A 22,462-nucleotide genomic window follows, 5' to 3' on the forward strand; every position below is an offset into this window, starting at 1 on the left:
TCGTGGTCGTCGACCCGGTCGCCCGGCTCACGGACGCCGAGTCCGTACGCATCGCGCGCGATGTGCTGCGCGCTGCGACGCCGGGGCTCAAGCTGTGTCTCCCCGACGACCCGGCCCAGACGCCGCGGCTGCTGGCCCGGCGTGGTGGCAGGCGCCCCGTCCTGATCGGCAACGACCGGGCCCTGCTGCGCGCCGTCCGGCATCTGTACGGGGAGCGCGCCCTGGGGGAGACGGCACTGTCGGTGGTGCCGGTCGGCAACGGTCCCTCGGTCGCCCTCGCCCGCAGCCTCGGACTGCCGCTGGACGCCGTCTCGGCCGCCCGTACGGTGCTGCGCGGCAACCCGCGGGCGCTGGACCTGCTGGTCGACGACGAGGACGGCATCGTGCTGGGCGGGCTGCGTACGGAGGGGGCCGAGGGCTCGGCCGGCGTGGCCGGAGTCTCGTCCGCCGACTCCCTGCGCCGGGCAGACGAGCCCCCGGCTGCGGACCCGCCGTGGCGGCGGATGTGCCAGGCGCTGGCACGCACGGTGCTGTCGCGGACGCAGCGCGAGGAGCAGCACGCGGTGCCGGTCACCCCCGCGTCGCGCACGCCGCAGGTCCGTACTGTGCAGCGGCTGCGGGTGGAGGCGGACGGTGCGGTGGTGGCCGGCCCTGACCGGCCGGTGACGGATGTGACGGTGCGTGCGGCCGGCGCCGGGCTTGCCGAGGTGTCCGTCCAGCCCTTCGGGGGCGCGCCCGTGCGGGTACGGGCGAGGTCCGTGACGGTCTCCGCGCCGGAGGGGTTCCGCTATCGCGCCGACGCCGATGCGGGCGATTCCGCCGCCTCGGCCGAGTCCCGTACCTGGACGGTGCTGCCCCGCGCCTGGCACCTGGTGCTTCCACCGGGCTGAGCCGCGTGGGGGGCTACGCGACCAGCCACAGCAAACCCGCAGCCCGCGGGAGCCGGCCAGGGGCACCCCCGCACCGGAACAGGAGGGGGCTCACCCGCGCCGGGACCGCCACCGCTCAAGCATCTCCTCCAGCCCCTCCCGCATGAATTCGAGGAACTCCGCGCTCTCCTGCACCCGCCGCCCGCCAGGCGTATCGGTACCAAGCGCCTCCGCACCGGAGTGCAGGGTGCCCAACCAGCGGGTCAGCAACTGGTCGCGGTTGAGCATGCTGGTGTACCAGACGTCGTGGTGCAGCTGATAGCGCTCGCGGCGGGAGCCGGGGTCCCGCTGCCGGGAGACCAGCGCGACCTGCGAGAGATAGCGCACGGCGCCGGAGATGGCGGCGGGGCTGGCCTGCAGCCGTTCGCTCAGTTCGGCGGAGGTGAGGGCACCGTCAGTGGAGGCGAGCAGGCAGGCGAAGACGCGGGACGCCATGCGCTGCATGCCTGCCTCGGTGAGGTCCGCGGCGAACCGTTCGACGAAGGGGGAGACCCTCTTCTCGTAGTCCTCCCCGGAGTGGTCTGCCACGGAGTCTTCTGCCACGTCTGTCAGCTTCTCCCTGCTCAGCGGTCTTGTGCACGATCCTAACGCTTCCTTAACTTCACAAATTTGTGAAATCAGCGTAGCTTCCGAATCATGAACGCGTCCACGACCGCGCCCCCTTCCGCGGCACCCGCCACCACTGCGATCTCCGTGTCCGGCCTCGTCAAGACCTTCGGCAGGACCCGCGCCCTCGACGGGCTGGACCTTGAGGTCACCACCGGCGAGGTGCACGGCTTTCTCGGTCCGAACGGCGCCGGGAAGTCCACGACCCTGCGCATTCTGCTGGGCCTCCTCCGCGCCGACACGGGCACCGCCCGGCTGCTGGGCGCCGACCCCTGGCACGACGCGGTCGCCCTGCATCAGCGGCTCGCCTACGTCCCCGGCGACGTCGAGCTGTGGCCCAACCTCACCGGCGGCGAGGCCATCGACCTGCTCGCAAGGCTGCGGGGCGGCATCGATGCGAAGAAGCGTGCGGAACTGATCGAGCGCTTCGACCTCGACCCGACGAAGAAGGGCCGCAGCTACTCCAAGGGCAACCGGCAGAAGGTCGCCATCATCGCCGCGCTCGCCTCCGACGCGGAGCTGCTGCTGCTGGACGAGCCCACCTCCGGGCTCGACCCGTTGATGGAGGTCGTCTTCCAGGACGTCATCCTCCAGGCGAAGGCCCAGGGCCGCACCGTCCTGCTCTCCAGCCACATCCTGTCCCAGGTCGAGAAGCTCTGCGACCGGGTGAGCATCGTCCGGCTCGGCAAGACCGTGCAGTCCGGGACGCTCGGCGAGATGCGCCATCTGACCCGGACCACCATCGAGGTGGAGACCGAGCACCCGCTGACCGGCCTCACCGAACTGCCCGGCGTCCACAACCTGCGGACGGACGGCGACCGGGTGCACTTCGCCGTCGACGGCGCCCACCTCGACGCCGCCGTACGGCACCTGAGCGGGCTCGGCGTCCGCAGCCTCGTCAGCCACCCGCCGACGCTGGAGGAGCTGATGCTGCGGCACTACGGCGACGAGCTGTCCGAGCTCGGGCACATGCCGTCGGACGACTCCGCCGACGCTTCGGCTGCGGAGGGCAGCTCGCGATGAGCACTGTCACCGACGCCGCGCCCCGCACCGGGGCCGTACCCGACCAGCGCCGGTCGGCGAGCCACGCGCTGGCCGGGACCGGCGCCCTCTTCCGCTTCGCGCTGCGCCGCGACCGGGTGCGGCTCCCCGCCTGGGTGCTGGCGACCTTCCTGTTCACCCTGTCGAGCGTGCAGAAGGCCACGCAGCTGGCGCCGGACGACCCGAAGAAGTCCGCCGACATGGTCAAGACCCTCAGCGGTCCCGCCATGCTCGCGATGACGGGACCCGAGCACTATCTGTCACAGCTCACCCCGGCCTCCGCGCTCTGCATGCTGATGCTCGGCTACGGCGCGATCCTCACCGGACTGATGAGCGTGCTGACCGTCGTGCGGCACACCCGCGCCGACGAGGAGAGCAACATCGCCGAGCTGGTCCGCTCCGGCGTCGTCGGACGGCATGCCACGCTCACCGCTGCACTCGCCGCCGCGGCCGGCGCCAACCTGCTGCTGGGCCTGCTGCTGGCCGCCGCGCTGCCCGGCACCGGGCTGGACGGTGCCACCGCCGGCGGGGCGCTGCTCTACGGTGCGGCGCACACCGTCGTCGGCCTCGTCTTCGCGGGTGTCGCGGCCGTGACCGTACAGCTGTCGGCACACGCCAGGGCCGTCTCCGGAATGGCGCTGGGCGTGCTGGGCGCCTCCTACGCACTGCGCGCCGCGGGCGACGTCGGCACCGACGCGCTCTCCTGGATGTCCCCGATCGGCTGGATGCAGCGCACCTACCCCTTCGTCGACAACCACTGGTGGCCGCTGCTGCCCGGGCTCGCGCTGGCCGTCGTCGCGGCTGCCGCCGGGTATGCGCTCAGCACCCGGCGCGATGTGGGCGCCGGCATCCTGCCGCCCCGGCTGGGCAGGCCGAGCGCCTCCGAAGCGCTCACCCGCCCGCTCGGCTTCGCCGTCCGGCTGCACCGCGGACTGTTCGCCGGCTTCAGCGCTGCGCTGCTGCTGCTCGGGGCGATGTACGGCTCGATCCTCGGCGACGTGGACGACATGCTCAAGGACCTGGACGACGTACGCGAAGCGATCGCCAAGGCGGGCGGCACGCTGGTCGAGTCGTTCGCCTCGACGGTGATGCTCGTCGTCGCCGTCGTCGCCTCGCTCTTCGTGGTGATGGCCGCGCTGCGGCCCCGCTCGGAGGAGACCGCGGGGCGCGTCGAACCGCTGCTGGCCACCGGTCTGTCCCGGTCCCGCTGGGTCGGCTCGCACCTGGTCGCAGCGCTGGGCGGCGGCACCCTGGTGCTGCTGCTCGGGGCGCTCGGCCTCGGCCTGGCGGGAGCGGCCTCCGCAGGCGACGGCGACCTGGTGGTGCAGCTGCTGGGCGCCGGGCTCGCCTACGCCCCCGCGCTGTGGGTGACCGGCGGCGTGGCCGTGCTGCTGTTCGGCTGGGCACCGCGGGCGACCGCGCTCGCCTGGGCCGTTCCCGCCTACGGCTTCGTCGTCGGCTACCTCGGCAAGCTCCTCGACCTGCCCGGCTGGCTGAACGACCTCTCCCCCTTCGGCCACGTCCCCCAACTCCCCGCCGCCGAGCTGCGCTGGACCCCGATGCTGCTGCTGACCCTGGTCGCCGCGGCCCTGGTGGTGTGCGGCGTTACGGGATTCCGGAGGCGGGACCTGGATACGAAGTAGGAGGCTGCCCCGGGCGGTACGCAAGGGGTGCGGGGCTCGTCCCGCACCCCTCTCCCGCCCCCCTCAGCCCTCAATCGGCAGGGCTGTACCGCAACACGCGCCCGTCAGGGAACTCACGGAGCAAGGTGCCGTTCTCGTCGGCGCGGAGCGTGGAGGTGTTGCCCGCGGCGCAGGTGCCCCGTGACTTGGCCCTGTCCACGTCGGGCGGTGCCAGCCGGGCCGGTTCGGTGTCGGTTCCGGCGGAGAAGACATCGACGCGGGCCTCGCAGTGCTCGGTGCCGTCGGAGACCATTGTCAGGCCGTTGTCCGCCGGGTCGTCGGCGTGGATGGTCAGCGTCTGGCTGCCGCCGTCGGACAGCGGGCGGCGCCACTCGCCGATCAGCGCGTCGGGCAGTCGCTCGGGGGTGGCGACCTTGCGCAGTGTCGCCGTGCGGCCCGCGGCCCGCCATTCGAGGACGTCGCCCGGCCCGGCCGTCAGCGTGTGTTCGCCGATTGCCGCACACTTGCCGGCCGGTGTGCTCTCCACGACCTTGGTGTCGAGCCGCATGCCCCCGTCGGCGCTCCCGGGCTCGGGGGCCGAGGCGAGCTTGCCGTCGCTCTTGCACTCGTAGTCGGTGCCCAGGCTGACGCTGGTCGCGACGATCTCGCCTTCCTTGCCCTTGGTGATGACGAACCGGCGATACTGACCGGTCGGTTTCCCGTCCCGCTCGACGGTGCCGACCCAGGTGCCGAGGAAGGGCTCCGGCACGTCCGAGGACTCCTTGCCGCCGTTCTTGCCCCCGGTGTCGCTGGCCAGCGGCCCGATACCGGCGCTCGTGGCAGCGACCCCGGCACCCACGAGGACGACGGCCGCCCCGGCGGCGAGCAGCGTACGGCGGCTGCGCCGGACTCGGCGGCCGGGCGCGGGCGCTGCCCCTCCGGACGGCGGGAGCACCGAAGTCGGCGCCTCGGGCTCGCCCCCGGACGCGAACGCCGAAGTGCCGCCGGACCCCGACCCGGACCCGGACCCGGTGGCACCGGCAGCCGTCTCTCCCGTCGTACCGCCCGCTCCGTGCTTCCCCGACCCGCGCGGGGGCGTGTCCGTATCCAGCAACCGCACGGCCTCGCGGCCCAGTTCGGCCAGCAGCCCGGCGGGCAGCCAGGGCGGGGCCGAGGCGCCGACGGACACCGGCTGCACCCGCGCCACGATCTCCTCCGGCGCGGGCCGCGCGGTGGGGTCCTTGGCGAGACAGTCGCCGATCAACTCCCGGAGCCGTACGGCCTCTTCGTCGGCGGGGTCCGTGCCGAACCCGCCCAGGTCCGGCTCCTCCGAGGCGATCCGGTACATCACCGCGTGCACCCCGCCGCCGCCCCCGGTCAGCCCGAAGGGCGGCTGTCCCGTCGCCGCGTAGCCGAGCACCGCGCCGAGGGAGAACACGTCGCCGGCGGCGGACAGTTGACCGCCGGTGATCTGCTCCGGCGACATATAGCCGGGCGAACCGACGACCATGCCGGTGCTGGTCAGGGTGGAGGTGGGCACCTCGTCCAGCGCGCGGGCGATGCCGAAGTCGATGACGCGCGGCCCGTCGATGGTCAGCAGCACGTTGGACGGCTTCAGGTCCCGGTGGACGAGCCCGGCGCCGTGGATGTCGAGCAGCGCGGAGGCAAGACCGTACGCCAGGACCCGTACCGAGCCGGGCGGCAGCGGTCCGTGCCCCTGCCGCGCGGCCTGCGCCACGGTTCCCGTCCGCCCGGCGGCGATCACCTGTTCGAGCGAGGGCCCTGCGACGTACCCGGTGGCCACCCACGGGGTGTCGGCCTCGGTGTCGGCGTCCAGCACCGGCGCCGTCCACCGTTCCCCGACCCGCCGTGCGGCCTCCACCTCCATCCGGAACCGCGCCCGGAACGATGGGTCCGCCGCCAACTCGGCCTTCACCAGCTTGACGGCGACCGTCCGTCCCCCGGAGGAGCGCCCCAGGTACACCCGTCCCATGCCGCCCGCGCCCAGTCTCCTCAGCAGCCGATAGCCGCCGATGTTGACCGGATCCTCCGGCGTCAGGTCCGTCATGCGCTGCCCGCCCCCGTACCTCGTGAACTCACTGTCTGTCGGTCGTCTCCCACTTCACTGTCCGGCAGGAAGGTCACGGTCGGGCTGCCAACGGGCTTCGCTTTGATGGTGTGCCGAGATGTCCCCCGGGACTGCGGAGTCTGTTCATTTCTCCGGGTACAGCGTCTCCATCGCTTCGGAGAGCCGGCGCAGTGCCTCCGCCACCCGGGCGAACTCCCGCTCGCCGCCGAGCTCTTCGCACAGCCGGCGCGCCAGGTCGGCGTGGCCGGGGACGATGCGCTCGACGGCGGCGCGGCCCTCGCGGGTGGGGGTGAGGAGTTTGGCGCGGCGGTGGGCCGGGTTGGGCTCGTATGCGGCCAGACCCCGTTCGACCAGCAGGTCCGCCACGCGCTGCACGCTCTGCCGGGTGATGCCCATGGTGCGGGCTATCCCGGAGACGGGAAGCGGTTCGCGGAGTACGGCGCCGAGGACCTGCCACCAGGCGGCGGTCAGCCCGGCCGGGCGGGCGATCAGTTCGGAGGCGGTGAGGAACTGCCCGTTGAGCCGGAAGACGGCCAGCGCGGTCTCGCTGAGCAACTCCGTTTCCCCGGGGTGGTCGCTCATGCGCCCGCCGCCGCGAAGACCGCATACGCCTCCGGGTCGGAGTGCTGGTGGAGCCGGTAGAAGGCGTCCACGACGGGGGGCTCGTAGGTGCCCAGCCGGGTGAAGATCTCGCGGGCGAAGGCAACGGGTTCGGTCGGTCCCGCCGTGATCAGATCGCGGTCGGTGACGGCGTCGGCGTCGCGGTAGAGGGCCCCGCCCTGGTAACCGTTGGCCGCCTGGAGGAACTCGCGCGCGGCGCTGGTGTGCGCCCGCTCGTTGAGCAGCCCCTCGTCGGCGAGCCCGTAGACGGCTCCGCAGATCGCGGCGACGGGCACCCCCGCGTGCAGGAACTCCCGTGCGGTGTAGACGAAATCGGCGAGAGCGCCGGTGATCCAGCTGTCGGCGCCCGGCAGGATCAGCATCCGGCTGTCGACGGGACGCAGACCGTCGAGCGTCATGTCCGGCTCGATACGCACGCCGCCCTTGGTGGTGACGGTGCTGCCCGTGAGGCCGACGGTACGTACTCCGCCGGGGAGGTGGGCGACGGCGTGACCGTACTCCCAGTCGGCGACGGTGTCGTACACGGCGAGATGGACGGTCATGGCGGCCTCCGTGGGGGCGCTCGACGATGATGACAGAATACTGTCATTTCGACAGCGCGCTGTCAATAGGTGCGGCCTGCCTGCTCCTGGTCACGGCCTGCCTGATCCTTAACGTGCCGGGGAAGCCGCTTTAACCCACGCGTCCGTACGTTCACCGGCATGGATTCGTATCGCCAGTTCCTCGACCACCTCGCGCTCGACCTCGCCGGGGTGCTGATCCTCACGTTCGCCGTGTACTTCCCCCGGCACCGGCGGCGCGATCTGCTCCCCGCCTACCTCGCCCTCAACGTGGCGCTGTTCGCCGTCGTCGCGGCGCTCGCGCGGGTCGGCGGCGACGGCGGCATGGCGCTCGGGTTCGGCCTCTTCGGGGTGCTGTCGATGATCCGGCTGCGCTCGGAGTCCATCCAGAACGAGGAGGTGGCCTACTACTTCACGACACTGGTCATAGGGCTGGTGGCCGGTCTGCCGCATCTGCCGTTCGGGCTCGCGGCCGTGCTGTGCCTGCTGCCCGTCGCCGTGCTGTACGCCGCCGACCATCCGCGGCTGTACGCCCGTACGCGGCGCGCCGTCGTCACCCTCGACGCGGCCGTCACACAGCCCGACGCCGTCCGCGCGCACATACGCAGGCGACTGGGGGAGCCGCTGGCATGGAAGGTCAGCGAAGTGGACTACGTACGCGACCTGACGGTCGTGGACGTCCGCTACCGGGAGGGCGCGGCGGTCCCGGGCAGGGAACGGGGAGCAACGGGGGAGACGGCTCGGCACCGTCACATCGCCGCCGGTGACCTCGCCGGTCACAGCGACTCCGGTGCCTCCGGTGACCTCGCTGGTCACAGCGACACCCGTACGACGCGTACGCACCCGTCCGCCACTGCCGCCCACCCGAGGGAGACAGCTTGATGACCGCGCCCACCACCGCAGTCAGCACGAACGGCACCCGCGTCGCCCCCGCCGTCCGCGCGCTCGCCCGCGCCGCGCTGGCCGCCCGCCCCATCAGCCTGGACGCCGTCATGGCACGGGCCGAGCTGCTGGACCGCTACGACCGCTGCTACCTCGTCCCCGCCGCCACCTTCCAGCACATCGCGGCGCGGCTGACCGACCCGCACCGTGCCGAGCCCTTCCGTGCCCTGGCCATCGGTGGCCGCCGCTGGTTCCGCTACCACTCCGTCTACTACGACACCCCCGGCCTGCGCGCCTACCACGACCACCGGCAGGGGCGGCGGCAGCGGTGCAAGATCCGCGAGCGGCTGTACGAGGACACCGGTGAGCGGCAGTTCGAGATCAAGGCGAAGGGCGGGCGGGGCCAGACGCTGAAGTTCCGCCGCCGCCTCGCGGAGCGCGGCCACGCGCTGGAGGACGCCTCCCGTACGTTCCTGTCCCGTACGCTCCACGACGTCTACGGCGCGGACTACGACGTCCCGCGGGACTTGACCCCCAGCCTGGTCACGGACTACACACGCGCCACCTTCGTCGCCGACGGCCAACGCATCACCGCCGACGCGGACATGGTCTGCCGCGACACCGCCGGCACCGAAGTGCGCGCCGCACGCGACCTGGTCCTCGTCGAGACCAAGTCCTACGGCCACCTCACCGAGGCCGACCTCCTCCTCCACGAACACGGCCACCGCGCCGCCGAGTTCACCAAGTACGCCGCCCTGGCAGCCCTCGACCCGTCCCTCCCCGCCAACCGCTGGCTGCGCTCCCTGGGGGAGACTTTTCCGACGGCGGCGACGTGACCGGGGTGCCAGGCGTCTGGTGCAGCGACACCAGGTCCAGCCCCATCGAGGGCGGCCGGACCTCATCGAGATCCAACGCCTTCCGCAAGCTGTCGAACGCACCGTCGGCGTCACGGATGTCTGTCACGCCGTGCTGTGTTGGTCGCTGTGGTAGTCGCCATGTATGCGGTTTCACGTGGCGAATACGTCATACAGCCATGCAACCGGTGCGTGCTTCACGCCAACGGGACGGATTGCGTGCATACATGGGGCATTTGCCGTGCACGGACTACGGTGGGACGACCGTCATGGGAGGCGGTATGCCGAAGCGTGAGGGCAGGGCGCGGCTGGCCGAGCGGCGGCGGGCGCGGGGTACAGCCAAGAGCGCCTGGCCGCGGCCGTCGGGATGGAGGTCCCGGCCGTTCGACGATGGGAACGTGGGGACCAGGACCCGCAGCCGGAACACCGGGCGGCGCTTTCCCGAGTGCTGAGCCTGCTGCCGGGGCAGTTGGAAGCTGTTGCGCGCCAGTACGACGCGGCCAAGGCGGCATCGTTACGAGATCACGATGCTTGCCCGGGTCGGCGACCCGGCCGCCGAGGCCCCAGCTCGGAAATCATCGACAAGTACGCTGTGAGAAAGGGCTCTCCTGTTTCCCGCGCCGCGTCGTCACCGCTCACCTGGACCTGGCCCTCACCCTTCTCATCCCGGACCGCCTGGACGAAGCCTGCGCAACCGTCCAACGCTCGCCTCCGGCCGCATCCTCCAGGTCACCGAGTGGCGCCTCCGCGAGGTCGTGACGGGACTCGAAGCCCGCGATCTCCCAGAAGCGGGGGACTCCGCGAAGCCTACGAGGCGATGTCTGTGCCCGGTAGCGGCCGATGCCATGCCCTCAGCCGAAGGGGACAGGTGGTTCTTCGCGGAAGGGCCGGGCGATGGAGGCGTAGTCGCCGAACTGTGGGATGGGTTCGTAGTGGCTTTGAAGGCCACTTGTCTCCTTCAAGTGGAGATCCACCGTGTAATACTCATCTCGCTTCTTGTCTTTCACAGTCTCAAGTCCAGTGCCGTCCTCGTTGAACTCATCTGTCTCCAAACGCTCAGCTTCGAAGAGAGCAAGGTATTCTTGTGACTGGCCATCATATTCGTATCCTCTGATCTCACGCAGGAAGAGCAGTTCCCCGCTCGGTCGAAAGGTCAAGATAGTTTCCACGCGGCCGTACTCGCCTAGGAAGTGCACACGTACGTGTCCACTCCGGAGAGCAATTTCGAGCACTCGGTCCGGGTGTTCGCTGTTAAGCGTGACAGCAGCCGCCGTATAGGGTTCACCTCGCAGATGGATATCGCGGGCTTCGACTTCCGAGAGTTCGTCGATCGGCTGACTCAGTTGGTAGTTCCATCGTCTACAGTAGACAACTGGCACTGCAAAGCCTCCTTCTCATTTGTATACGTGGCCGTTCACGTCTCTGATCACGACGTCCTTTGCTCGGGCGTGGGCGATGATATCTGGTGGGATCGGACCTTTCTGTACCGGTATTTCCAGGATCATGCTGCCGGTCAGCGGTTGACCATCCAGATCCGGATATTTGTCGCTGCGAATCACCGTGTCCGGACCATATTTACTAGGGATCTCATCAATGTAGCCCTTGGCGGTCGAGGAGAGTATGTCAGAGAGCTGTGTGTGTTTGCGAGACACGATCTCCTCGCCGGGTCGGTAGGAGTCCAGCTGTTTTCCGTTGCTGAGGTGTACCTCATTATGCGGGTAGCGGTGATGGTTCGCTCGGTTGAATTCATTTCCACGGTCCCAGTTTTTCTTGATCTTTGCCCGGACGTCCTTGGGGATGTCCTTCCAGGCTGAGAGCCAGTACTTGCCCAGGGGGGAGGCGATCCCTCCGGGACCTAAGGGCGCGCCTCCCGCGAGTGACGGGCTAGGCCCCACAGCGGGGGAGTAGAGATGCTCCCCTACGGGCGGGATCTCCCCGTTCTTCAGGTTGCGAATGCCGGTGCTGACACCGCCGAACCCCGCGCCGAGGGCCGCGCTCCAGATGCCGGCCTTTCTGGCATCGGCCAGGCTGAGGCCGCCACGCAGTCCGGCCTCGATTTCGAGTGGCTGGGCGACGGCGAGATTGATGGTGATGCCTTCGAGCCCGGCCAGCACCGCCGTGGTGAGGGTGGTTTCGACGAGTTCGGCTGTGGCAACGGACAGTGCGGCGCCACGGCTGGCCGCGAAGCGGAGCATGGCCGCCGTGACGCCGCCCGCACCGGCGCTGGAGGCGCCGCCGGTCGGGATGACGAGCGCGATGCTCAGCACGATGGCCGTAGCGTCGATGGTGAGCCGGTTGTCGATGTCCTTCTTTGCCTGGTCGACCTCGTCTGCGTACCTGTCCAGGAATTTCGCCAGGGCGAGGGCGGCCTTTTCCAGGTCTGCCAGCCAGCCGTTTCCTGCTCGGTAGTAGCGACCCCAGAAGATTTCGAAGGTGTCGATGGCCTCACCGCTGTTGGTCATGATGAGGGTGCCCGACTTGCTGTTCGTCTCCTGTGTGACGTCGCCTACCACCTTGGCGAACTCACGCCAGTGGCGGGCTGCTTCCCTCAGCTTTCCTTCGTCGGCGTCGGGCCACCACATGCCCATCTTCTCGACGAGCCATTCCTTGGCGTCCTCGAAGTCCCCCATCCCCCGGCCGCCCCGGTCACCGGAACTCCGGTTTGACGGGATTCTCTGGAGGTTCTTGGTCTTCCTTCGGCTTGAACATGCCGACTATGAGACCTTCGTTGGCGATGTGGCCGTCTGCCATGTCCGACATGGCCAAGTGAATGCTCTGGAGTCCCATGATGAGGATCGGCAGAGCCTTCTCCACGGGCCTGGTGCCCTTCTTGTAGTGGGTGTGAAAGGCGCGGCCTTGTTCGTCCCCGCCCCACGGTTCGCCCAACGCGGCAAGCTTCCGCTGGAGTTCGGTGGTGGCTTCGAAGAGCTTGTTCGCCTGTTTGTTGTAGGTAGGGGCGGATGCCTTGAGGTCGTCCGTGTGGATGTTCAGAATCTTCTTCGCGCCCATCTGTGTAACTTCCCCCCTCGTCTCGGCCGTTGACGATCTCCGTCACGGTGCGCCACCGGCACATTACGTTAAGCGCAGGGGGATGGTGCAAGAGTGCGAAGGATCGGCGGACGGCGGAGGCAGAACGGTGCTGTCGCCAAGTGCCCTGGATGGAAGGTCCCTTCGCCTTCTGGGCTCTGCAGGTGGAGCGTCATCGGTGACGTGACCTTGTCACGCGCCGTTGGGCCGAAGGTTCGGCCCTGGCACCATGGCGTGTATGACGGGGGACCGCAGCGCAGCGCTGCTTCATGAGGTGTGTGGCAAACCCGGCAAGCACAAGCTGGAGTTGCCGCCGTTGCCGGCCGGGCCGGTTCTGGTGGAGGCCCGCCTGGCCGAGGACGAGAGCTTCTCCGTGAAGGGCGAGGGGCTGTTCTGCGGCTTCGGGCAGGTGTCACCCGAGAAGGGGGTGGCGGAGCGGGCGCTGTGGTGTACCGACGGGGAGGGCAAGACCGTCAAGGTCAAGGCGAAGACCGAGTGGGCGCTGCGGTTCCACGGGCCTGAGGCCGCCACTCCGCTCGTCGACTCGGTGACCGGCGTCGGAACGGATGTCCTGGTCCACAACGGGCCGGCCGCCGATGCGGTGGTCCGCAGCCATGAGCACCCCGATCCCTTCCTGGACAAGCTGATCACCGACGGCTTGAACAACGCCCAGGTCGATTTGTTCCTGCCGCCTGATGCGATGCACAAGAAGCAGTGGGACGTCCTGGACGTACGGCGGGCGGGCAAGCGGGAGGCCCTGTTCACGGTGCCGGAGCACTGCCTGTTCCAGCTGAGCGCAGGGCCTTGGTGCGAGTGGACGGTGACGCTTGTCGGTGAACGGTGACCCTCACGCGGGCAGCGGGCGCTCGTGCACCACGTGTTTCATCACCAGCGTCGAGCTCAGCCGATGGACGCCCGGCAGCGTGGCGAGGCGCTCGTCGTAGAGGCGCTGGAAGGCCGGCAGGTCCGCGGTGACGACGCGGAGCAGATAGTCGGGGTCGCCGAAGAGCCGCTGGGCCTGGATGACCTGGGGCAGCTCGGTCAGCGCCTGCTCGAAGCCGGCGATGGTGGTGCGGTCCTCCTGGCGCATGGTGACGAAGACGAGGGCGTCGAAGGTGAGGCCCACCGCGTCGGCGTCGACCACGGCGCGGTAGCCGCGGATGGCGCCGCTGCGTTCCAGCTCGCGCAGCCGGCGGTGGCACGGGGAGAGGCTGAGCCCCACCCGTGCGGCCAGCTCGGTGACGGTCAGCCGGCCGTCGTTCTGGAGCTCCGCAAGGATCTCCCGGTCGATATCGTCCATGGGGGAGATTCTTCCACTGTGGCGGCGTAGGGCGACTCTTTCGGGAAACACCTTCGGGGCATTTCTTCCTATTCTTCCTCCTGCACGTGTCAGAGAGGAAGGACCGTCCATGGCTGTCAGCTCCATAGCCGCGTTTTTCTCCGTTTCCCTTCTTCTCGTCCTCGTCCCGGGCGCGGACTGGGCGTATGCGATCACCTCGGGGCTGCGGGACCGGTCGGTGGTGCCTGCCGTCGGTGGACTGATGCTGGGGTACGTGGTCCTCACGGCCGTCGTCGTGGCGGGGGTGGCGGCCGTGGTCGCGCAGACGCCCGGCGCACTGACCGCGCTCACCACGCTGGGCGCCGGATATCTGGTGTGGCTCGGGGTGACGACCTTCGCCGGGGCGCAGAAGGCCGGGCCGCCGCTGGTGGAGGAGGGCGCCGCCACGGGACCCGGCGCGCGCACCAGGGTGCTCAGGGGCGCCGGGGTCAGCGGGCTGAACCCCAAGGCGCTGCTGCTCTACGTCGCACTGCTGCCCCAGTTCGCCGACCAGCACGGCCACTGGCCGCTCGCCCTCCAGATCGGGCTCCTCGGGCTGCTGCACATGTGCATCGCGGGCGCCGTCTACCTGGGCGTGGGCTCGCTGGCCCGTACCGTCCTGCGCGCCCGCCCGACCGCGGCCCGCGTCGTCACCCGGCTCTCCGGCGTCGCGATGGTCCTGCTGGGTGCTCTGCTGCTGGCGGAGCAGATCCCGCACTGAGCGTGCCGCTTCAGGGCTCCGCCGTACGGAAGGTGCAGCTCACCGAGGCCCCGCCGTGCTCCCGCGAGGCACCGAGCTCCACCACTCCCCCCGCTTCCTCCGCCGTCGTACGGGCGATGTCCAGCCCCAGCCCCGTCGAGCCCGCGCCGCTCTCCCCGCGTACGGCCGCATCCCGGGCTCCCTCAGCGAAGCCCGGCCCGTCGTCCTCCACGGCGAGCAGCCCGTAGGCACCGTCCGCCGATGTCGTGACGGTGAGCCACAGGCCCGTCCCTTCCGGGGTGTGGTCGAGGACGTTGCCGATCAGCGCGTCCAGTACGGCGGACAGTTCCTCGGCGAAGACCCGTACCGGAACCTGGCCCGGCGCCGTGACGTGCAGCGCACGTTCCTGGTCCTCGGCGAGCGGCTCCCAGAACGCGGCGCGCTCCCGCGTCAGCTCCGCCAGGTCGCACCAGCGGCTGTCCGGTGCTGCGCCTGCGCGCCGGGCCGCGCGGATCACGCCGTCCACGCTGCGCTCCAGCGCGGCCACCGACTCCCCGATCCGGGCCGCCTCCTCCGCGTCCCGCAGCCCCTCGGCGTCCAGCCGCAGCGCGGCGACCGGGGTCCGCAGCCGGTGTGCCAGGTCGGCGCCGCGCTCCCGCTCCGCGGTGACCAGACCGTCGATACGCGCGCCGAGCTCGTTGAGCCGTCCGGCGAGCTGCCGCAGCTCGCGCGGCCCCAACGGCTCGGCGCGAGCTGTCAGTTCGCCGCCCGCCAGCCGGTCGGAGACATCGGCGAGTCGGCGCGTGGCCCGGACGATCCGCGCCGCCAGCCGGTCCGCGAAGGCCAGCCCCAGCAGCATCAGCGCGACGCCGATCCCGAGGACGGCCAGCCAGGAGGGGAGCACCCCGGCGTGCAACCGCTGCTCGCTGACGGCGACCTGCACCACGGCAGCGTAGCTCCCGCCCGCGCCGGGGGCGCCGCCCTGCCGGGCCCCCAGCACGGGCACCATCACCACCCTGCCGCCGCCGCGCTCGTCGCCGGGCGCATACGTGAAGGCCCGTCCGCTCCGTGCGAGGTCGAGTGCGGCGGCGCTCACTCCCGCAGCGCGCGGGCCCAGCACGGTGCCGTCCGCGAGGACGACGGAGGTCCGGGGCTGATCCGCGCCGTTGAGCCCGTCGAGCACGCCGGTGACGACTTCGCGGTCCGGCCGCCGGCCGCTTCCGCCGTCACCGCCCCGCCCGAGCGAGCCGCCGACCACCGCCGCGACCGACTGGGCGCGTTCGGTCGCGTCCGTCATGGCCCGGTCCTCGGCGTGGCTGCGGACCAGCAGTGCCAGCGGGACGAGCAGCACGGCGAGCACGACGGCGGTCGTCGTACCGATGAGGGCGAGGAGTTGCCGCCGCATCAGCCGGGTCGGCCCTGTCCCTCGTCGGTGCGGCTCCCGTCGCTGCGGCTCTCCCCGGTGGTGTCCCTCTCGTCGGCGTCCGGGGCCGCCAGCTTCACGCCCACCGTCCGTACGGTGTGCAGATAGCGCGGATTCTGGGCCGTTTCGCCCAGTTTCCGCCGCAGCCAGGACAGATGGACGTCCACCGTCTTGTCGGCCCCGCCCAGCGGCTGCTGCCAGACCTCCGCCAGCAGTTCGCGCCGCGAGATCACCTGGCCTTGCCGACGGGCCAGGTAGCACAGCAGGTCGAACTCGCGCGGGGTCAGCTCCAGCGGTTTGCCGTCGAGGGTGACCTCGCGCGCCGAGGGGGCGACGAGGAGCCCGCCGACCCGTACGGGCGGCTCCGGCTCGTCCGGCTCGCCGCTGCCGAGCCGCCGCAGCACCGCCTTGATCCGGGCCTCCAGCTGCCCCGAGCCGAACGGTTTGACGAGGTAGTCGTCGGCGCCGTCCTCCAGCGCGGCGACGATCTCGGGCTCGTCGTCCCGCGCCGTTGCGACGATCACCGGTACGTCGCTGACCGCACGCAGCATCCGCAGCACCTGCCCGCCGTCCACATCGGGCAGGCCCAGGTCGAGTACGACCAGGTCGGGCCGGTGGGTGACCGCCGCGTCGAGCCCCGCCATGCCTGTGTCGGCGGTGGCCACGGCATGTCCGCGGTCGCGCAGCGCTCTGACGAGCGCTGCGCGGAGTTGGGGGTCATCCTCCACCACTAGTAGATGCGGCATGCAGATACGTTAGTGCGCTGTGCCGGGGAGGGGGTGCCCCTGTTCGTCGTCCGCGGACTGCGGATTTGTTTGGCTGAGCGCGCAGTTCCCCGCGCCCCTTCGTGGCGCGTGCCTTGTCCGCTCCTTAACCCCGCGTTAGGGAACGGGACGGCAGACTGCGAGGGGTGGAGTCGATGACGGGCAGGCGCAACGAGGGGCGGCGAGGGCTTGCCGCTGCCGGCTGGGTGTGCGCGGTCGGCGTCGCGTTCCTGCTCGGCGCGTGGTCGTTCTCACAAGCCGACTCCGGCAGCCAGTACGGCCGCCCCGACCCGCTGACCGAGGCGGGCGTCCAGCACGAGCTGCACCAGGCCGAGCAGCGGCCCCGCACCCGGAGCCCCGCGCCGGAGAGCCCGTCCGCCGAGCCCTCCGCAGGGAGCACGAGCACCGTCCGCTTTCCCGGCGGGCTCGGCACCGCCCGCGCCGAGTGCCGGGCCGAGGCGCGCACCGTCACACTGCTGAGCTGGACCCCCGGAGAGGGCTACAGCGTCGACGATGTGGCTCCGGGCCCCGCGCTGACGGCCACCGTCGAGCTGGAGCCGGCCGCGGACGACGCCGAGGACCCCACCGTCCGCATCCGCTGCGTCCACGGCAAGCCGCAGACGACGGTCGAGCGGGACAGCCAGGCCGACGACAGCGACGCGGACGACGACTGACCGGCAGCCCCGCTCCGCGGTCGGCGCCCTCCCTGCGCAGAAAAGTGGAGGGCGACACTACGCTGGCTGTCACCCCTTCCGGGGGCCTCCCAGCCCGGAAGGTGCCCGTCCGAGGCCGGACGGGCGACACGCGAGCGAACCGAGGTACCGACCGTGATGACGCACCACCACCCCTCATCGCATCCCGACCCCGCCACCGGCCGGGCCGTGCACGACGCCGACCGGGCGCATGTGTTCCACTCCTGGTCGGCGCAGGGACAGATCGATCCGCTTGCGGTGGCGGGCGCCGAGGGCTCGTACTTCTGGGACTACGAGGGAAACCGGTACCTCGACTTCACCAGCGGCCTCGTCTTCACCAACATCGGCTATGCGCACCCCAAGGTCGTCGCCGCGATCCAGGAGCAGGCCGCGAAGCTGTGCACCTTCGCGCCCGCCTTCGCCGTCGAGGCACGCTCCGAGGCGGCCCGGCTGATCGCCGAGCGGACGCCGGGCGACCTCGACAAGATCTTCTTCACCAACGGCGGCGCCGACGCCGTCGAGCACGCCATCCGCATGGCCCGCCTGCACACCGGCCGCCCCAAGGTGCTCTCCGCCTACCGCTCGTACCACGGCGGTACCCAGCAGGCCATCAACCTCACGGGCGACCCACGCCGCTGGGCGTCCGACAGCGGCACCGCAGGCGTCGTCCACTTCTACGCGCCGCACCTCTACCGCACCCCGTTCTACTCCGAGACCCAGCAGCAGGAGTGCGAGCGCGCGCTGGCACACCTGGAGCAGACGATCGCGTACGAGGGGCCGCAGACCGTCGCCGCCGTCATCCTGGAGACCATCCCCGGCACCGCCGGGATCATGATGCCCCCGCCCGGCTATCTGGCGGGCGTACGGGAGATCTGCGACCGGCACGGCATCGTCTTCGTGCTGGACGAGGTGATGGCGGGCTTCGGCCGCACCGGCACCTGGTTCGCGGCCGATCTGTACGACGTCATACCCGATCTGATGACGTTCGCGAAGGGCGTCAACTCCGGCTACGTACCGCTCGGCGGGGTCGCCATCTCGGCGAAGATCGCCGAGACCTTCGAGCAGCGCCCCTACCCGGGCGGTCTCACCTACTCCGGCCACCCGCTGGCCTGCGGCGCAGCCGTCGCGACGATCCGCACCATGGCCGAGGAGGGCATCGTCGAGCACGCCGCGCACCTGGGCGAGACCGTCATCGGTCCGGCGCTGCGCGAGCTGGCAGCCCGCCACCCCTCGGTCGGCGAGGTGCGCGGCACCGGCGTCTTCTGGGCCCTCGACCTGGTGCGCGACCAGGAGACCCGCGAGCCGCTGGTCCCGTACAACGCCACCGGCGCAGCCAACAAGCCGATGGCCGACTTCGCCGCGGCGGCCAAGCGCGGCGGACTGTGGCCGTTCGTCAACATGAACCGCACTCACATCGTGCCGCCGTGCAACATCTCCGAGGCCGAGCTGAAGGAGGGCCTCAGTGTGCTGGACGAGGCGCTGACCGCGGCCGACGCACACACCACCGCGGGCACAGGGGGCGCGGGGGCGTGATCAAACGCAGCACCCTGCGCTCGCAGATCGCCACCGCGCTGCGCGACGAGATCCTGGCCGGCCGGCTCGCCACGGGCCGCGACTTCACGGTCAAGGAGATCGCCGAGCAGTACGGCGTCTCCGCGACTCCCGTCCGCGAGGCGCTGGTCGATCTCGCGGCGCAGGGGCTGCTGGATGTGGAACAGCATCGCGGCTTCCGCGTACACGAGTTCACGCTTGCGGACTACCGCGCCATGTGCGAGGCCCGGCAGTTGGTCGTGGACGGCGTCTTCCAGGGGATCGAGCGCGACCAGGAGCATGCCGCCGACTCGGCGGGCCCCCAGGGGCTCTCCGCCGGTATGTCGGTCGCCCGGCGGGCGCTGGGCGGCCTGGGGCCCGAGGTGCTGGCCTCGCTACGCCGCCGTGCCGACGCCGCCGAACGCGCGGCGCGCGCCGGGGACCTCGATGTGCTGATCGCCTACGACCTGCGGTTCTGGCGGGAGTTGAGCGGGCTGCTCGGCAACCCGTACGTCTGCGACTTCCTCGACCGGCTCCGGGTCCAGTGCTGGGTCTTCGCCGTCCCGGCCCTGCGCCGGCACACCTCGCTGCGCGGTCGCCTGTGGTCGGGGCACAACGCACTGCTGGACGCCGTCGAGTCGGGCGACGCACGCGCCGCCCGAGAAGTCATGGCCACCTACCACCAACACGCGCTGGCACAGGTCGGCGCGGCGGAGCCGAACGCGTAAGAGTCACTCGTGAGGCCCGCAGCGTGGTTGCGTACCCGCGGACAAGGGGTGAGCCGTGCGGGGGACGGACCGCAGGGGGGCGCACTACGCTGGTCGCAGGCAGGTCCCTGACGGTATTGGAGCGCCCCTTGGCCTGTGACCTCTGGCTCGTCCCCCTCGTCGACGTGCTCTGCCACAGCCCCGACAACCCCTTCTCGGAAGAGATCGCCACCTACGACAGGGCGCTGACCGAAGCCGGACTGCCCACGGTTCCCGTCTTCGGCTATATGCCGGGCCTCTCCGGGGACGTCGCCCCGGTCGCGGGTTTCGACTACGAGGCCCTGCACTATCTGCGCCGCGCCTATCTGTTGCTGGCCGCCGGTCTGGAGGTCACACCTGTGGGGGAGTTGGGCAGCGACTACGAGCAACTCCTGGAGATGTTCGAGCAGCCGGCCCAACGGTCGCATCTGGTGTGGCACTACGACCACGCGGGCGCCTACATCCCGGTGGACTTCAACGCCCCGCTGTCCGACGACGAACTGCTGGAGGGCGGCGGACCGTTGGGCTCCAGTCACGGACTGCTGCGCGAGCTGAGGACGGTGGGACCGCACCTGGGGATCGACCCGGACAACCCACCGCCCGCGCCGGCGGCGCCGCTGCGCCCCACCGAGCTGGACGAGCCCGCGGCCTCCGCGGCCATCGGCTACGAGGACGGCACCCCGTTCGGCAGGGAGCGGCATGTGTGGCTGAGCCTGCACGCCGCCGCGACGCGCAGCCTGGCCCAGGGGTCGATGATCGTCTTCGGATGAGCCGACGGGGCAACCCCGGGGTCTCCGGGCCCCGGGGCCCCGGTCAGCCCCCCGGTGGCCGCTGCCGCGGCATGGTGGCCCAGCCCCCGGCCCCGTTCGGCGGCGGGGGCACCCTGCGCATCGGGATGCCCCTCCCGCCGGGCCCTGTGCTCTGCGCGGCCAGCATGAGGGGGGAGCCCGCGGTACGGAACGAGACCATCCAGTCCACGGTCTCGGCCCGTACGGTCTCGTTCACGTCCTCCGAGAAGCGGCGGAGCACGGCCAGCGCCCGTTCCGCCGCCTCTCCGGCCGTCCCCTCGGCCGGGCCGAGGACCTCGCGGACGTTCTCGGCTGCCCACTCGTACCGCAGCATCTCCAGCCGCCGGTGCACGGCCAGCGCGGCGGCGACATCCCGCATCCACCCGGACGTCAGCCCGAGCCAGCGGTCGGCGAGGGCGCACACGGCGGCGAACAGCAGCGCGACGTAACCGACGTAGGCGGAGCGCCCGTGCGCTAAGGCGACGCCCGCCAGATCGGCCAGCGGCACCAGCGCCCCCACGGCGGCCCCCACCACGACACCGCCGCGCAGCCACCGCGCCCACCGGCGCTTGCGTACCCGGTCGGCGAGATACCACTCGACGAGGCGCATCGCCTCCTGCTCCACCCACTGGTAGAGCTCTTCGAGGCGCTCGGCGGGCTCGTTCCAGTCCCCGGACGGGAACCCCCGCCCCAGCAGATCCGGCTGCTTGACCCGCTTCACCCATGCTCCTTCGTCGTGATCCGGCGGTCCCGGTGTTCCCGGCGCTCCCGGCGGCCTCCCTTCCTACCGCCAAAAGTGGGACCACGCCGACGATCCGCGCCGATTTCCCCCCAGAAGTGGCGCCCGGTCGGGTATAGGGCGCCGTGCTGTCACTCGTAAGGGCCGCGCAAGCGGGGCCGAGCGGGCCGCTAGGGTTGGCGGCGTGAGGATTCTGGTCATTGGCGGCGGTGCCCGCGAACACGCAATCTGTCGCTCGCTCTCCCTCGACCCCGAGGTCAGCGCCGTGCACTGTGCCCCCGGCAACGCCGGGACCGTCGAGGTGGCCACGCCGCACACCGTGGACGCGCTCGACGGCGAGGCGGTCGCCGCGCTCGCCGCCTCCGCCGAGGTCCGCGCCGGCCTGGTCGTCATCGGGCCCGAGGCGCCGCTGGTCGCGGGCGTCGCCGACGCGGTCCGTGCGCGCGGCATCCCCGTCTTCGGTCCGTCCGCCGAGGCGGCCGTGCTGGAGGGCTCCAAGGCGTTCGCCAAGGAGGTCATGGCGGGCGCAGGCGTACCCACGGCACGCAGCTATGTGTGTACGACGCCCGAGGAGGCCGACGCCGCACTGGACGCGTTCGGCCCGCCCTACGTCGTCAAGGACGACGGCCTCGCCGCAGGCAAGGGCGTCGTGGTGACCGACGACATCGAGCAGGCGCGCGCCCACGCCCGCGCCTGCGGCGGCGCCGTCGTCATCGAGGAGTTCCTGGACGGACCGGAGGTCTCCCTCTTCGCGGTGACCGACGGCGAGACCGTCGTACCCCTCCAGCCGGCGCAGGACTTCAAGCGCGCCTACGACGCCGACGAGGGCCCCAACACCGGTGGCATGGGCGCCTATTCGCCGCTGCCGTGGGCGGACCCGAAGCTGGTGGACGAGATCACCTCGACGGTCCTGGAGCCGACCGTCGCCGAACTGCGCCGCCGCGGCACCCCCTTCTCCGGGCTGCTCTACGCGGGCCTGGCCCTCACCTCGCGCGGGGTGCGGGTCATCGAGTTCAACGCCCGGTTCGGCGACCCGGAGACACAGGCCGTCCTCGCCCGGCTCCGTACGCCGCTGGGCGGGCTGCTGTACGCGGCGGCCACCGGAGCGCTCGCCGACTTCCCGGCGCTGCGCTGGAGCGACGGCGCTGCGGTCACCGTCGTGGTCGCGGCACACGGCTACCCGGCGAAGCCTCGTACGGGTGATGTCATCGAAGGGCTGGACGAGATCGAGCGGGAGGACGGCCCGCAGGCGTACGTCCTGCACGCGGGCACCAAGGCCGACGAGGACGGCACGGTGCGCAGCGCGGGTGGCCGGGTCCTGTCGGTCACCGCGACCGGTGCCGACCTCGGCGAGGCCCGCGAGCGTGCCTACGCGGCGGTCGGACGCGTCCGGCTGGCGGGCTCGCACCACCGCAAGGACATCGCGGAGCGGGCCGCCACCCAGGCCGCCGAGGGCTGACCTGGCCGCTTGCGAAGGGCGGGTACCCATATACCCCCGGTCCCACCCGGGCAAGAGCTCTCCCCAAAGCCA

At 71.2% G+C, this 22,462-nt stretch carries 23 protein-coding genes and 1 pseudogene; 13 read left to right on the forward strand and 11 right to left on the reverse strand.

What is annotated here, in order from left to right:
- Positions 1 to 2: 2 nt before the first annotated feature.
- Entirely contained in the window at positions 3 to 890 is an 888-nt protein-coding gene (locus ACTWP9_RS19975; protein ID WP_443247589.1) for a hypothetical protein, read from the forward strand.
- A 90-nt stretch (positions 891 to 980) separates the two neighbouring features.
- Here the strand turns inward: ACTWP9_RS19975 and ACTWP9_RS19980 are convergent, their stop codons facing one another.
- Positions 981 to 1,481, reverse strand: a complete 501-nt coding sequence (locus ACTWP9_RS19980) for a GbsR/MarR family transcriptional regulator (RefSeq protein WP_443247701.1) — start codon at positions 1,479 to 1,481, stop codon at positions 981 to 983.
- 84 nt (positions 1,482 to 1,565) lie between these two features.
- Here ACTWP9_RS19980 and ACTWP9_RS19985 point away from each other — a divergent pair, with 84 nt between their 5' ends.
- Both ACTWP9_RS19985 and ACTWP9_RS19990 read left to right on the forward strand, forming a co-directional pair.
- The gene (locus ACTWP9_RS19985) at positions 1,566 to 2,558 is read left to right on the forward strand and encodes an ATP-binding cassette domain-containing protein (RefSeq protein ID WP_443247590.1); all 993 of its coding nucleotides are present in this window, start codon (positions 1,566 to 1,568) and stop codon (positions 2,556 to 2,558) included.
- Positions 2,555 to 4,219, forward strand: coding sequence for an ABC transporter permease (locus ACTWP9_RS19990; RefSeq protein WP_443247591.1), 1,665 nt, complete (start codon positions 2,555 to 2,557; stop codon positions 4,217 to 4,219). Before ACTWP9_RS19985 ends, ACTWP9_RS19990 begins: the two co-directional genes overlap by 4 nt.
- A gap of 70 nt (positions 4,220 to 4,289) precedes the next feature.
- Here the strand turns inward: ACTWP9_RS19990 and ACTWP9_RS19995 are convergent, their stop codons facing one another.
- The 3 genes from ACTWP9_RS19995 to ACTWP9_RS20005 form a co-directional block, all read right to left on the reverse strand.
- Entirely contained in the window at positions 4,290 to 6,266 is a 1,977-nt protein-coding gene (locus tag ACTWP9_RS19995; protein WP_443247592.1) for a serine/threonine-protein kinase, read from the reverse strand.
- Between the two features lie 144 nt (positions 6,267 to 6,410).
- On the reverse strand, positions 6,411 to 6,869 hold the full coding sequence (locus ACTWP9_RS20000) for a MarR family winged helix-turn-helix transcriptional regulator (protein WP_443247593.1): 459 nt from the start codon (positions 6,867 to 6,869) through the stop codon (positions 6,411 to 6,413).
- A complete protein-coding gene (locus ACTWP9_RS20005; protein ID WP_443247594.1) occupies positions 6,866 to 7,450 on the reverse strand; it encodes a DJ-1/PfpI family protein in 585 nt (194 codons plus the stop codon). The genes ACTWP9_RS20000 and ACTWP9_RS20005 overlap by 4 nt, the downstream gene beginning before the upstream one ends.
- 159 nt (positions 7,451 to 7,609) lie before the next feature.
- On the opposite strand from ACTWP9_RS20005, the gene ACTWP9_RS20010 reads away from it, so the two are divergent.
- The 3 genes and pseudogenes from ACTWP9_RS20010 to ACTWP9_RS20020 all read left to right on the forward strand — a co-directional run.
- Positions 7,610 to 8,350 carry a DUF4956 domain-containing protein gene (locus tag ACTWP9_RS20010; RefSeq protein WP_443247595.1) on the forward strand — a complete coding sequence of 247 codons (741 nt, stop codon included), beginning with the start codon at positions 7,610 to 7,612 and terminating at the stop codon, positions 8,348 to 8,350.
- Complete coding sequence (locus ACTWP9_RS20015) at positions 8,350 to 9,186, forward strand: polyphosphate polymerase domain-containing protein (RefSeq protein ID WP_443247596.1); 837 nt, start codon at positions 8,350 to 8,352, stop codon at positions 9,184 to 9,186. Before ACTWP9_RS20010 ends, ACTWP9_RS20015 begins: the two co-directional genes overlap by 1 nt.
- A gap of 358 nt (positions 9,187 to 9,544) precedes the next feature.
- Positions 9,545 to 9,643, forward strand: a pseudogene (locus ACTWP9_RS20020) (hypothetical protein); the annotation flags it as partial.
- A gap of 412 nt (positions 9,644 to 10,055) precedes the next feature.
- Here ACTWP9_RS20020 and ACTWP9_RS20025 read toward each other — a convergent pair.
- Genes ACTWP9_RS20025 through ACTWP9_RS20035 form a run of 3 tightly spaced genes read right to left on the reverse strand, consistent with a single transcriptional unit; the run spans position 10,056 to position 12,213 of the window.
- The gene (locus ACTWP9_RS20025; protein ID WP_443247597.1) at positions 10,056 to 10,583 is read right to left on the reverse strand and encodes a hypothetical protein; all 528 of its coding nucleotides are present in this window, start codon (positions 10,581 to 10,583) and stop codon (positions 10,056 to 10,058) included.
- Positions 10,584 to 10,598: 15 nt separating this feature from the next.
- A complete protein-coding gene (locus ACTWP9_RS20030; protein ID WP_443247598.1) occupies positions 10,599 to 11,834 on the reverse strand; it encodes a WXG100-like domain-containing protein in 1,236 nt (411 codons plus the stop codon).
- Between the two features lie 16 nt (positions 11,835 to 11,850).
- A complete protein-coding gene (locus ACTWP9_RS20035; protein WP_443247599.1) occupies positions 11,851 to 12,213 on the reverse strand; it encodes a hypothetical protein in 363 nt (120 codons plus the stop codon).
- Between the two features lie 256 nt (positions 12,214 to 12,469).
- Between ACTWP9_RS20035 and ACTWP9_RS20040 the strand changes: the two genes are divergently transcribed.
- Complete coding sequence (locus tag ACTWP9_RS20040; protein ID WP_443247600.1) at positions 12,470 to 13,075, forward strand: hypothetical protein; 606 nt, start codon at positions 12,470 to 12,472, stop codon at positions 13,073 to 13,075.
- A 3-nt stretch (positions 13,076 to 13,078) separates the two neighbouring features.
- On the opposite strand, the gene ACTWP9_RS20045 is transcribed toward ACTWP9_RS20040, so the two are convergent.
- Positions 13,079 to 13,531 carry an Lrp/AsnC family transcriptional regulator gene (locus tag ACTWP9_RS20045; protein WP_443247601.1) on the reverse strand — a complete coding sequence of 151 codons (453 nt, stop codon included), beginning with the start codon at positions 13,529 to 13,531 and terminating at the stop codon, positions 13,079 to 13,081.
- Positions 13,532 to 13,640: 109 nt separating this feature from the next.
- Here ACTWP9_RS20045 and ACTWP9_RS20050 point away from each other — a divergent pair, with 109 nt between their 5' ends.
- Positions 13,641 to 14,270 carry a LysE family translocator gene (locus ACTWP9_RS20050; RefSeq protein ID WP_443247602.1) on the forward strand — a complete coding sequence of 210 codons (630 nt, stop codon included), beginning with the start codon at positions 13,641 to 13,643 and terminating at the stop codon, positions 14,268 to 14,270.
- A 10-nt stretch (positions 14,271 to 14,280) separates the two neighbouring features.
- Here the strand turns inward: ACTWP9_RS20050 and ACTWP9_RS20055 are convergent, their stop codons facing one another.
- Positions 14,281 to 15,654, reverse strand: a complete 1,374-nt coding sequence (locus ACTWP9_RS20055) for an ATP-binding protein (protein ID WP_443247603.1) — start codon at positions 15,652 to 15,654, stop codon at positions 14,281 to 14,283.
- The gene (locus ACTWP9_RS20060; RefSeq protein WP_443247604.1) at positions 15,654 to 16,418 is read right to left on the reverse strand and encodes a response regulator transcription factor; all 765 of its coding nucleotides are present in this window, start codon (positions 16,416 to 16,418) and stop codon (positions 15,654 to 15,656) included. Before ACTWP9_RS20060 ends, ACTWP9_RS20055 begins: the two co-directional genes overlap by 1 nt.
- 164 nt (positions 16,419 to 16,582) lie before the next feature.
- Here ACTWP9_RS20060 and ACTWP9_RS20065 point away from each other — a divergent pair, with 164 nt between their 5' ends.
- The 4 genes from ACTWP9_RS20065 (at position 16,583) to ACTWP9_RS20080 (ending at position 20,174) form a co-directional block, all read left to right on the forward strand.
- Positions 16,583 to 17,110, forward strand: a complete 528-nt coding sequence (locus tag ACTWP9_RS20065; RefSeq protein ID WP_443247605.1) for a hypothetical protein — start codon at positions 16,583 to 16,585, stop codon at positions 17,108 to 17,110.
- A 156-nt stretch (positions 17,111 to 17,266) separates the two neighbouring features.
- Positions 17,267 to 18,661, forward strand: a complete 1,395-nt coding sequence (locus ACTWP9_RS20070; RefSeq protein ID WP_443247606.1) for an aspartate aminotransferase family protein — start codon at positions 17,267 to 17,269, stop codon at positions 18,659 to 18,661.
- Positions 18,658 to 19,386, forward strand: a complete 729-nt coding sequence (locus tag ACTWP9_RS20075) for a GntR family transcriptional regulator (RefSeq protein ID WP_443247607.1) — start codon at positions 18,658 to 18,660, stop codon at positions 19,384 to 19,386. Before ACTWP9_RS20070 ends, ACTWP9_RS20075 begins: the two co-directional genes overlap by 4 nt.
- A 128-nt stretch (positions 19,387 to 19,514) precedes the next feature.
- Positions 19,515 to 20,174 carry a hypothetical protein gene (locus tag ACTWP9_RS20080; RefSeq protein ID WP_443247608.1) on the forward strand — a complete coding sequence of 220 codons (660 nt, stop codon included), beginning with the start codon at positions 19,515 to 19,517 and terminating at the stop codon, positions 20,172 to 20,174.
- Between the two features lie 43 nt (positions 20,175 to 20,217).
- Here ACTWP9_RS20080 and ACTWP9_RS20085 read toward each other — a convergent pair whose 3' ends face one another.
- Positions 20,218 to 20,913, reverse strand: a complete 696-nt coding sequence (locus tag ACTWP9_RS20085) for an SLATT domain-containing protein (RefSeq protein ID WP_443247609.1) — start codon at positions 20,911 to 20,913, stop codon at positions 20,218 to 20,220.
- Positions 20,914 to 21,115: 202 nt separating this feature from the next.
- Here ACTWP9_RS20085 and purD point away from each other — a divergent pair, with 202 nt between their 5' ends.
- A complete protein-coding gene (gene purD / locus ACTWP9_RS20090; protein WP_443247610.1) occupies positions 21,116 to 22,390 on the forward strand; it encodes a phosphoribosylamine--glycine ligase in 1,275 nt (424 codons plus the stop codon).
- Positions 22,391 to 22,462 lie beyond the last annotated feature (72 nt).

Origin of the sequence: Streptomyces sp. 3N207, assembly GCF_052246355.1 — a bacterium.
GTDB lineage: Bacteria > Actinomycetota > Actinomycetes > Streptomycetales > Streptomycetaceae > Streptomyces.

Bases quoted from the DNA above. Each gene is read 5' to 3' on its own strand.
- ACTWP9_RS19995 (WP_443247592.1), bottom strand. From the start codon at position 6,266: ATGACGGACCTGACGCCGGAGGATCCGGTCAACATCGGCGGCTATCGG.
- ACTWP9_RS20050 (WP_443247602.1), top strand. From the start codon at position 13,641: ATGGCTGTCAGCTCCATAGCCGCGTTTTTCTCCGTTTCCCTTCTTCTC.
- ACTWP9_RS20060 (WP_443247604.1), bottom strand. From the start codon at position 16,418: ATGCCGCATCTACTAGTGGTGGAGGATGACCCCCAACTCCGCGCAGCG.
- ACTWP9_RS20010 (WP_443247595.1), top strand. From the start codon at position 7,610: ATGGATTCGTATCGCCAGTTCCTCGACCACCTCGCGCTCGACCTCGCC.
- ACTWP9_RS20045 (WP_443247601.1), bottom strand. From the start codon at position 13,531: ATGGACGATATCGACCGGGAGATCCTTGCGGAGCTCCAGAACGACGGC.
- ACTWP9_RS20030 (WP_443247598.1), bottom strand. From the start codon at position 11,834: ATGGGGGACTTCGAGGACGCCAAGGAATGGCTCGTCGAGAAGATGGGC.
- ACTWP9_RS20070 (WP_443247606.1), top strand. From the start codon at position 17,267: ATGACGCACCACCACCCCTCATCGCATCCCGACCCCGCCACCGGCCGG.
- ACTWP9_RS20035 (WP_443247599.1), bottom strand. From the start codon at position 12,213: ATGGGCGCGAAGAAGATTCTGAACATCCACACGGACGACCTCAAGGCA.
- ACTWP9_RS20040 (WP_443247600.1), top strand. From the start codon at position 12,470: ATGACGGGGGACCGCAGCGCAGCGCTGCTTCATGAGGTGTGTGGCAAA.
- ACTWP9_RS20055 (WP_443247603.1), bottom strand. From the start codon at position 15,654: ATGCGGCGGCAACTCCTCGCCCTCATCGGTACGACGACCGCCGTCGTG.
- ACTWP9_RS19985 (WP_443247590.1), top strand. From the start codon at position 1,566: ATGAACGCGTCCACGACCGCGCCCCCTTCCGCGGCACCCGCCACCACT.
- ACTWP9_RS20015 (WP_443247596.1), top strand. From the start codon at position 8,350: ATGACCGCGCCCACCACCGCAGTCAGCACGAACGGCACCCGCGTCGCC.
- ACTWP9_RS20000 (WP_443247593.1), bottom strand. From the start codon at position 6,869: ATGAGCGACCACCCCGGGGAAACGGAGTTGCTCAGCGAGACCGCGCTG.
- ACTWP9_RS19990 (WP_443247591.1), top strand. From the start codon at position 2,555: ATGAGCACTGTCACCGACGCCGCGCCCCGCACCGGGGCCGTACCCGAC.
- ACTWP9_RS20005 (WP_443247594.1), bottom strand. From the start codon at position 7,450: ATGACCGTCCATCTCGCCGTGTACGACACCGTCGCCGACTGGGAGTAC.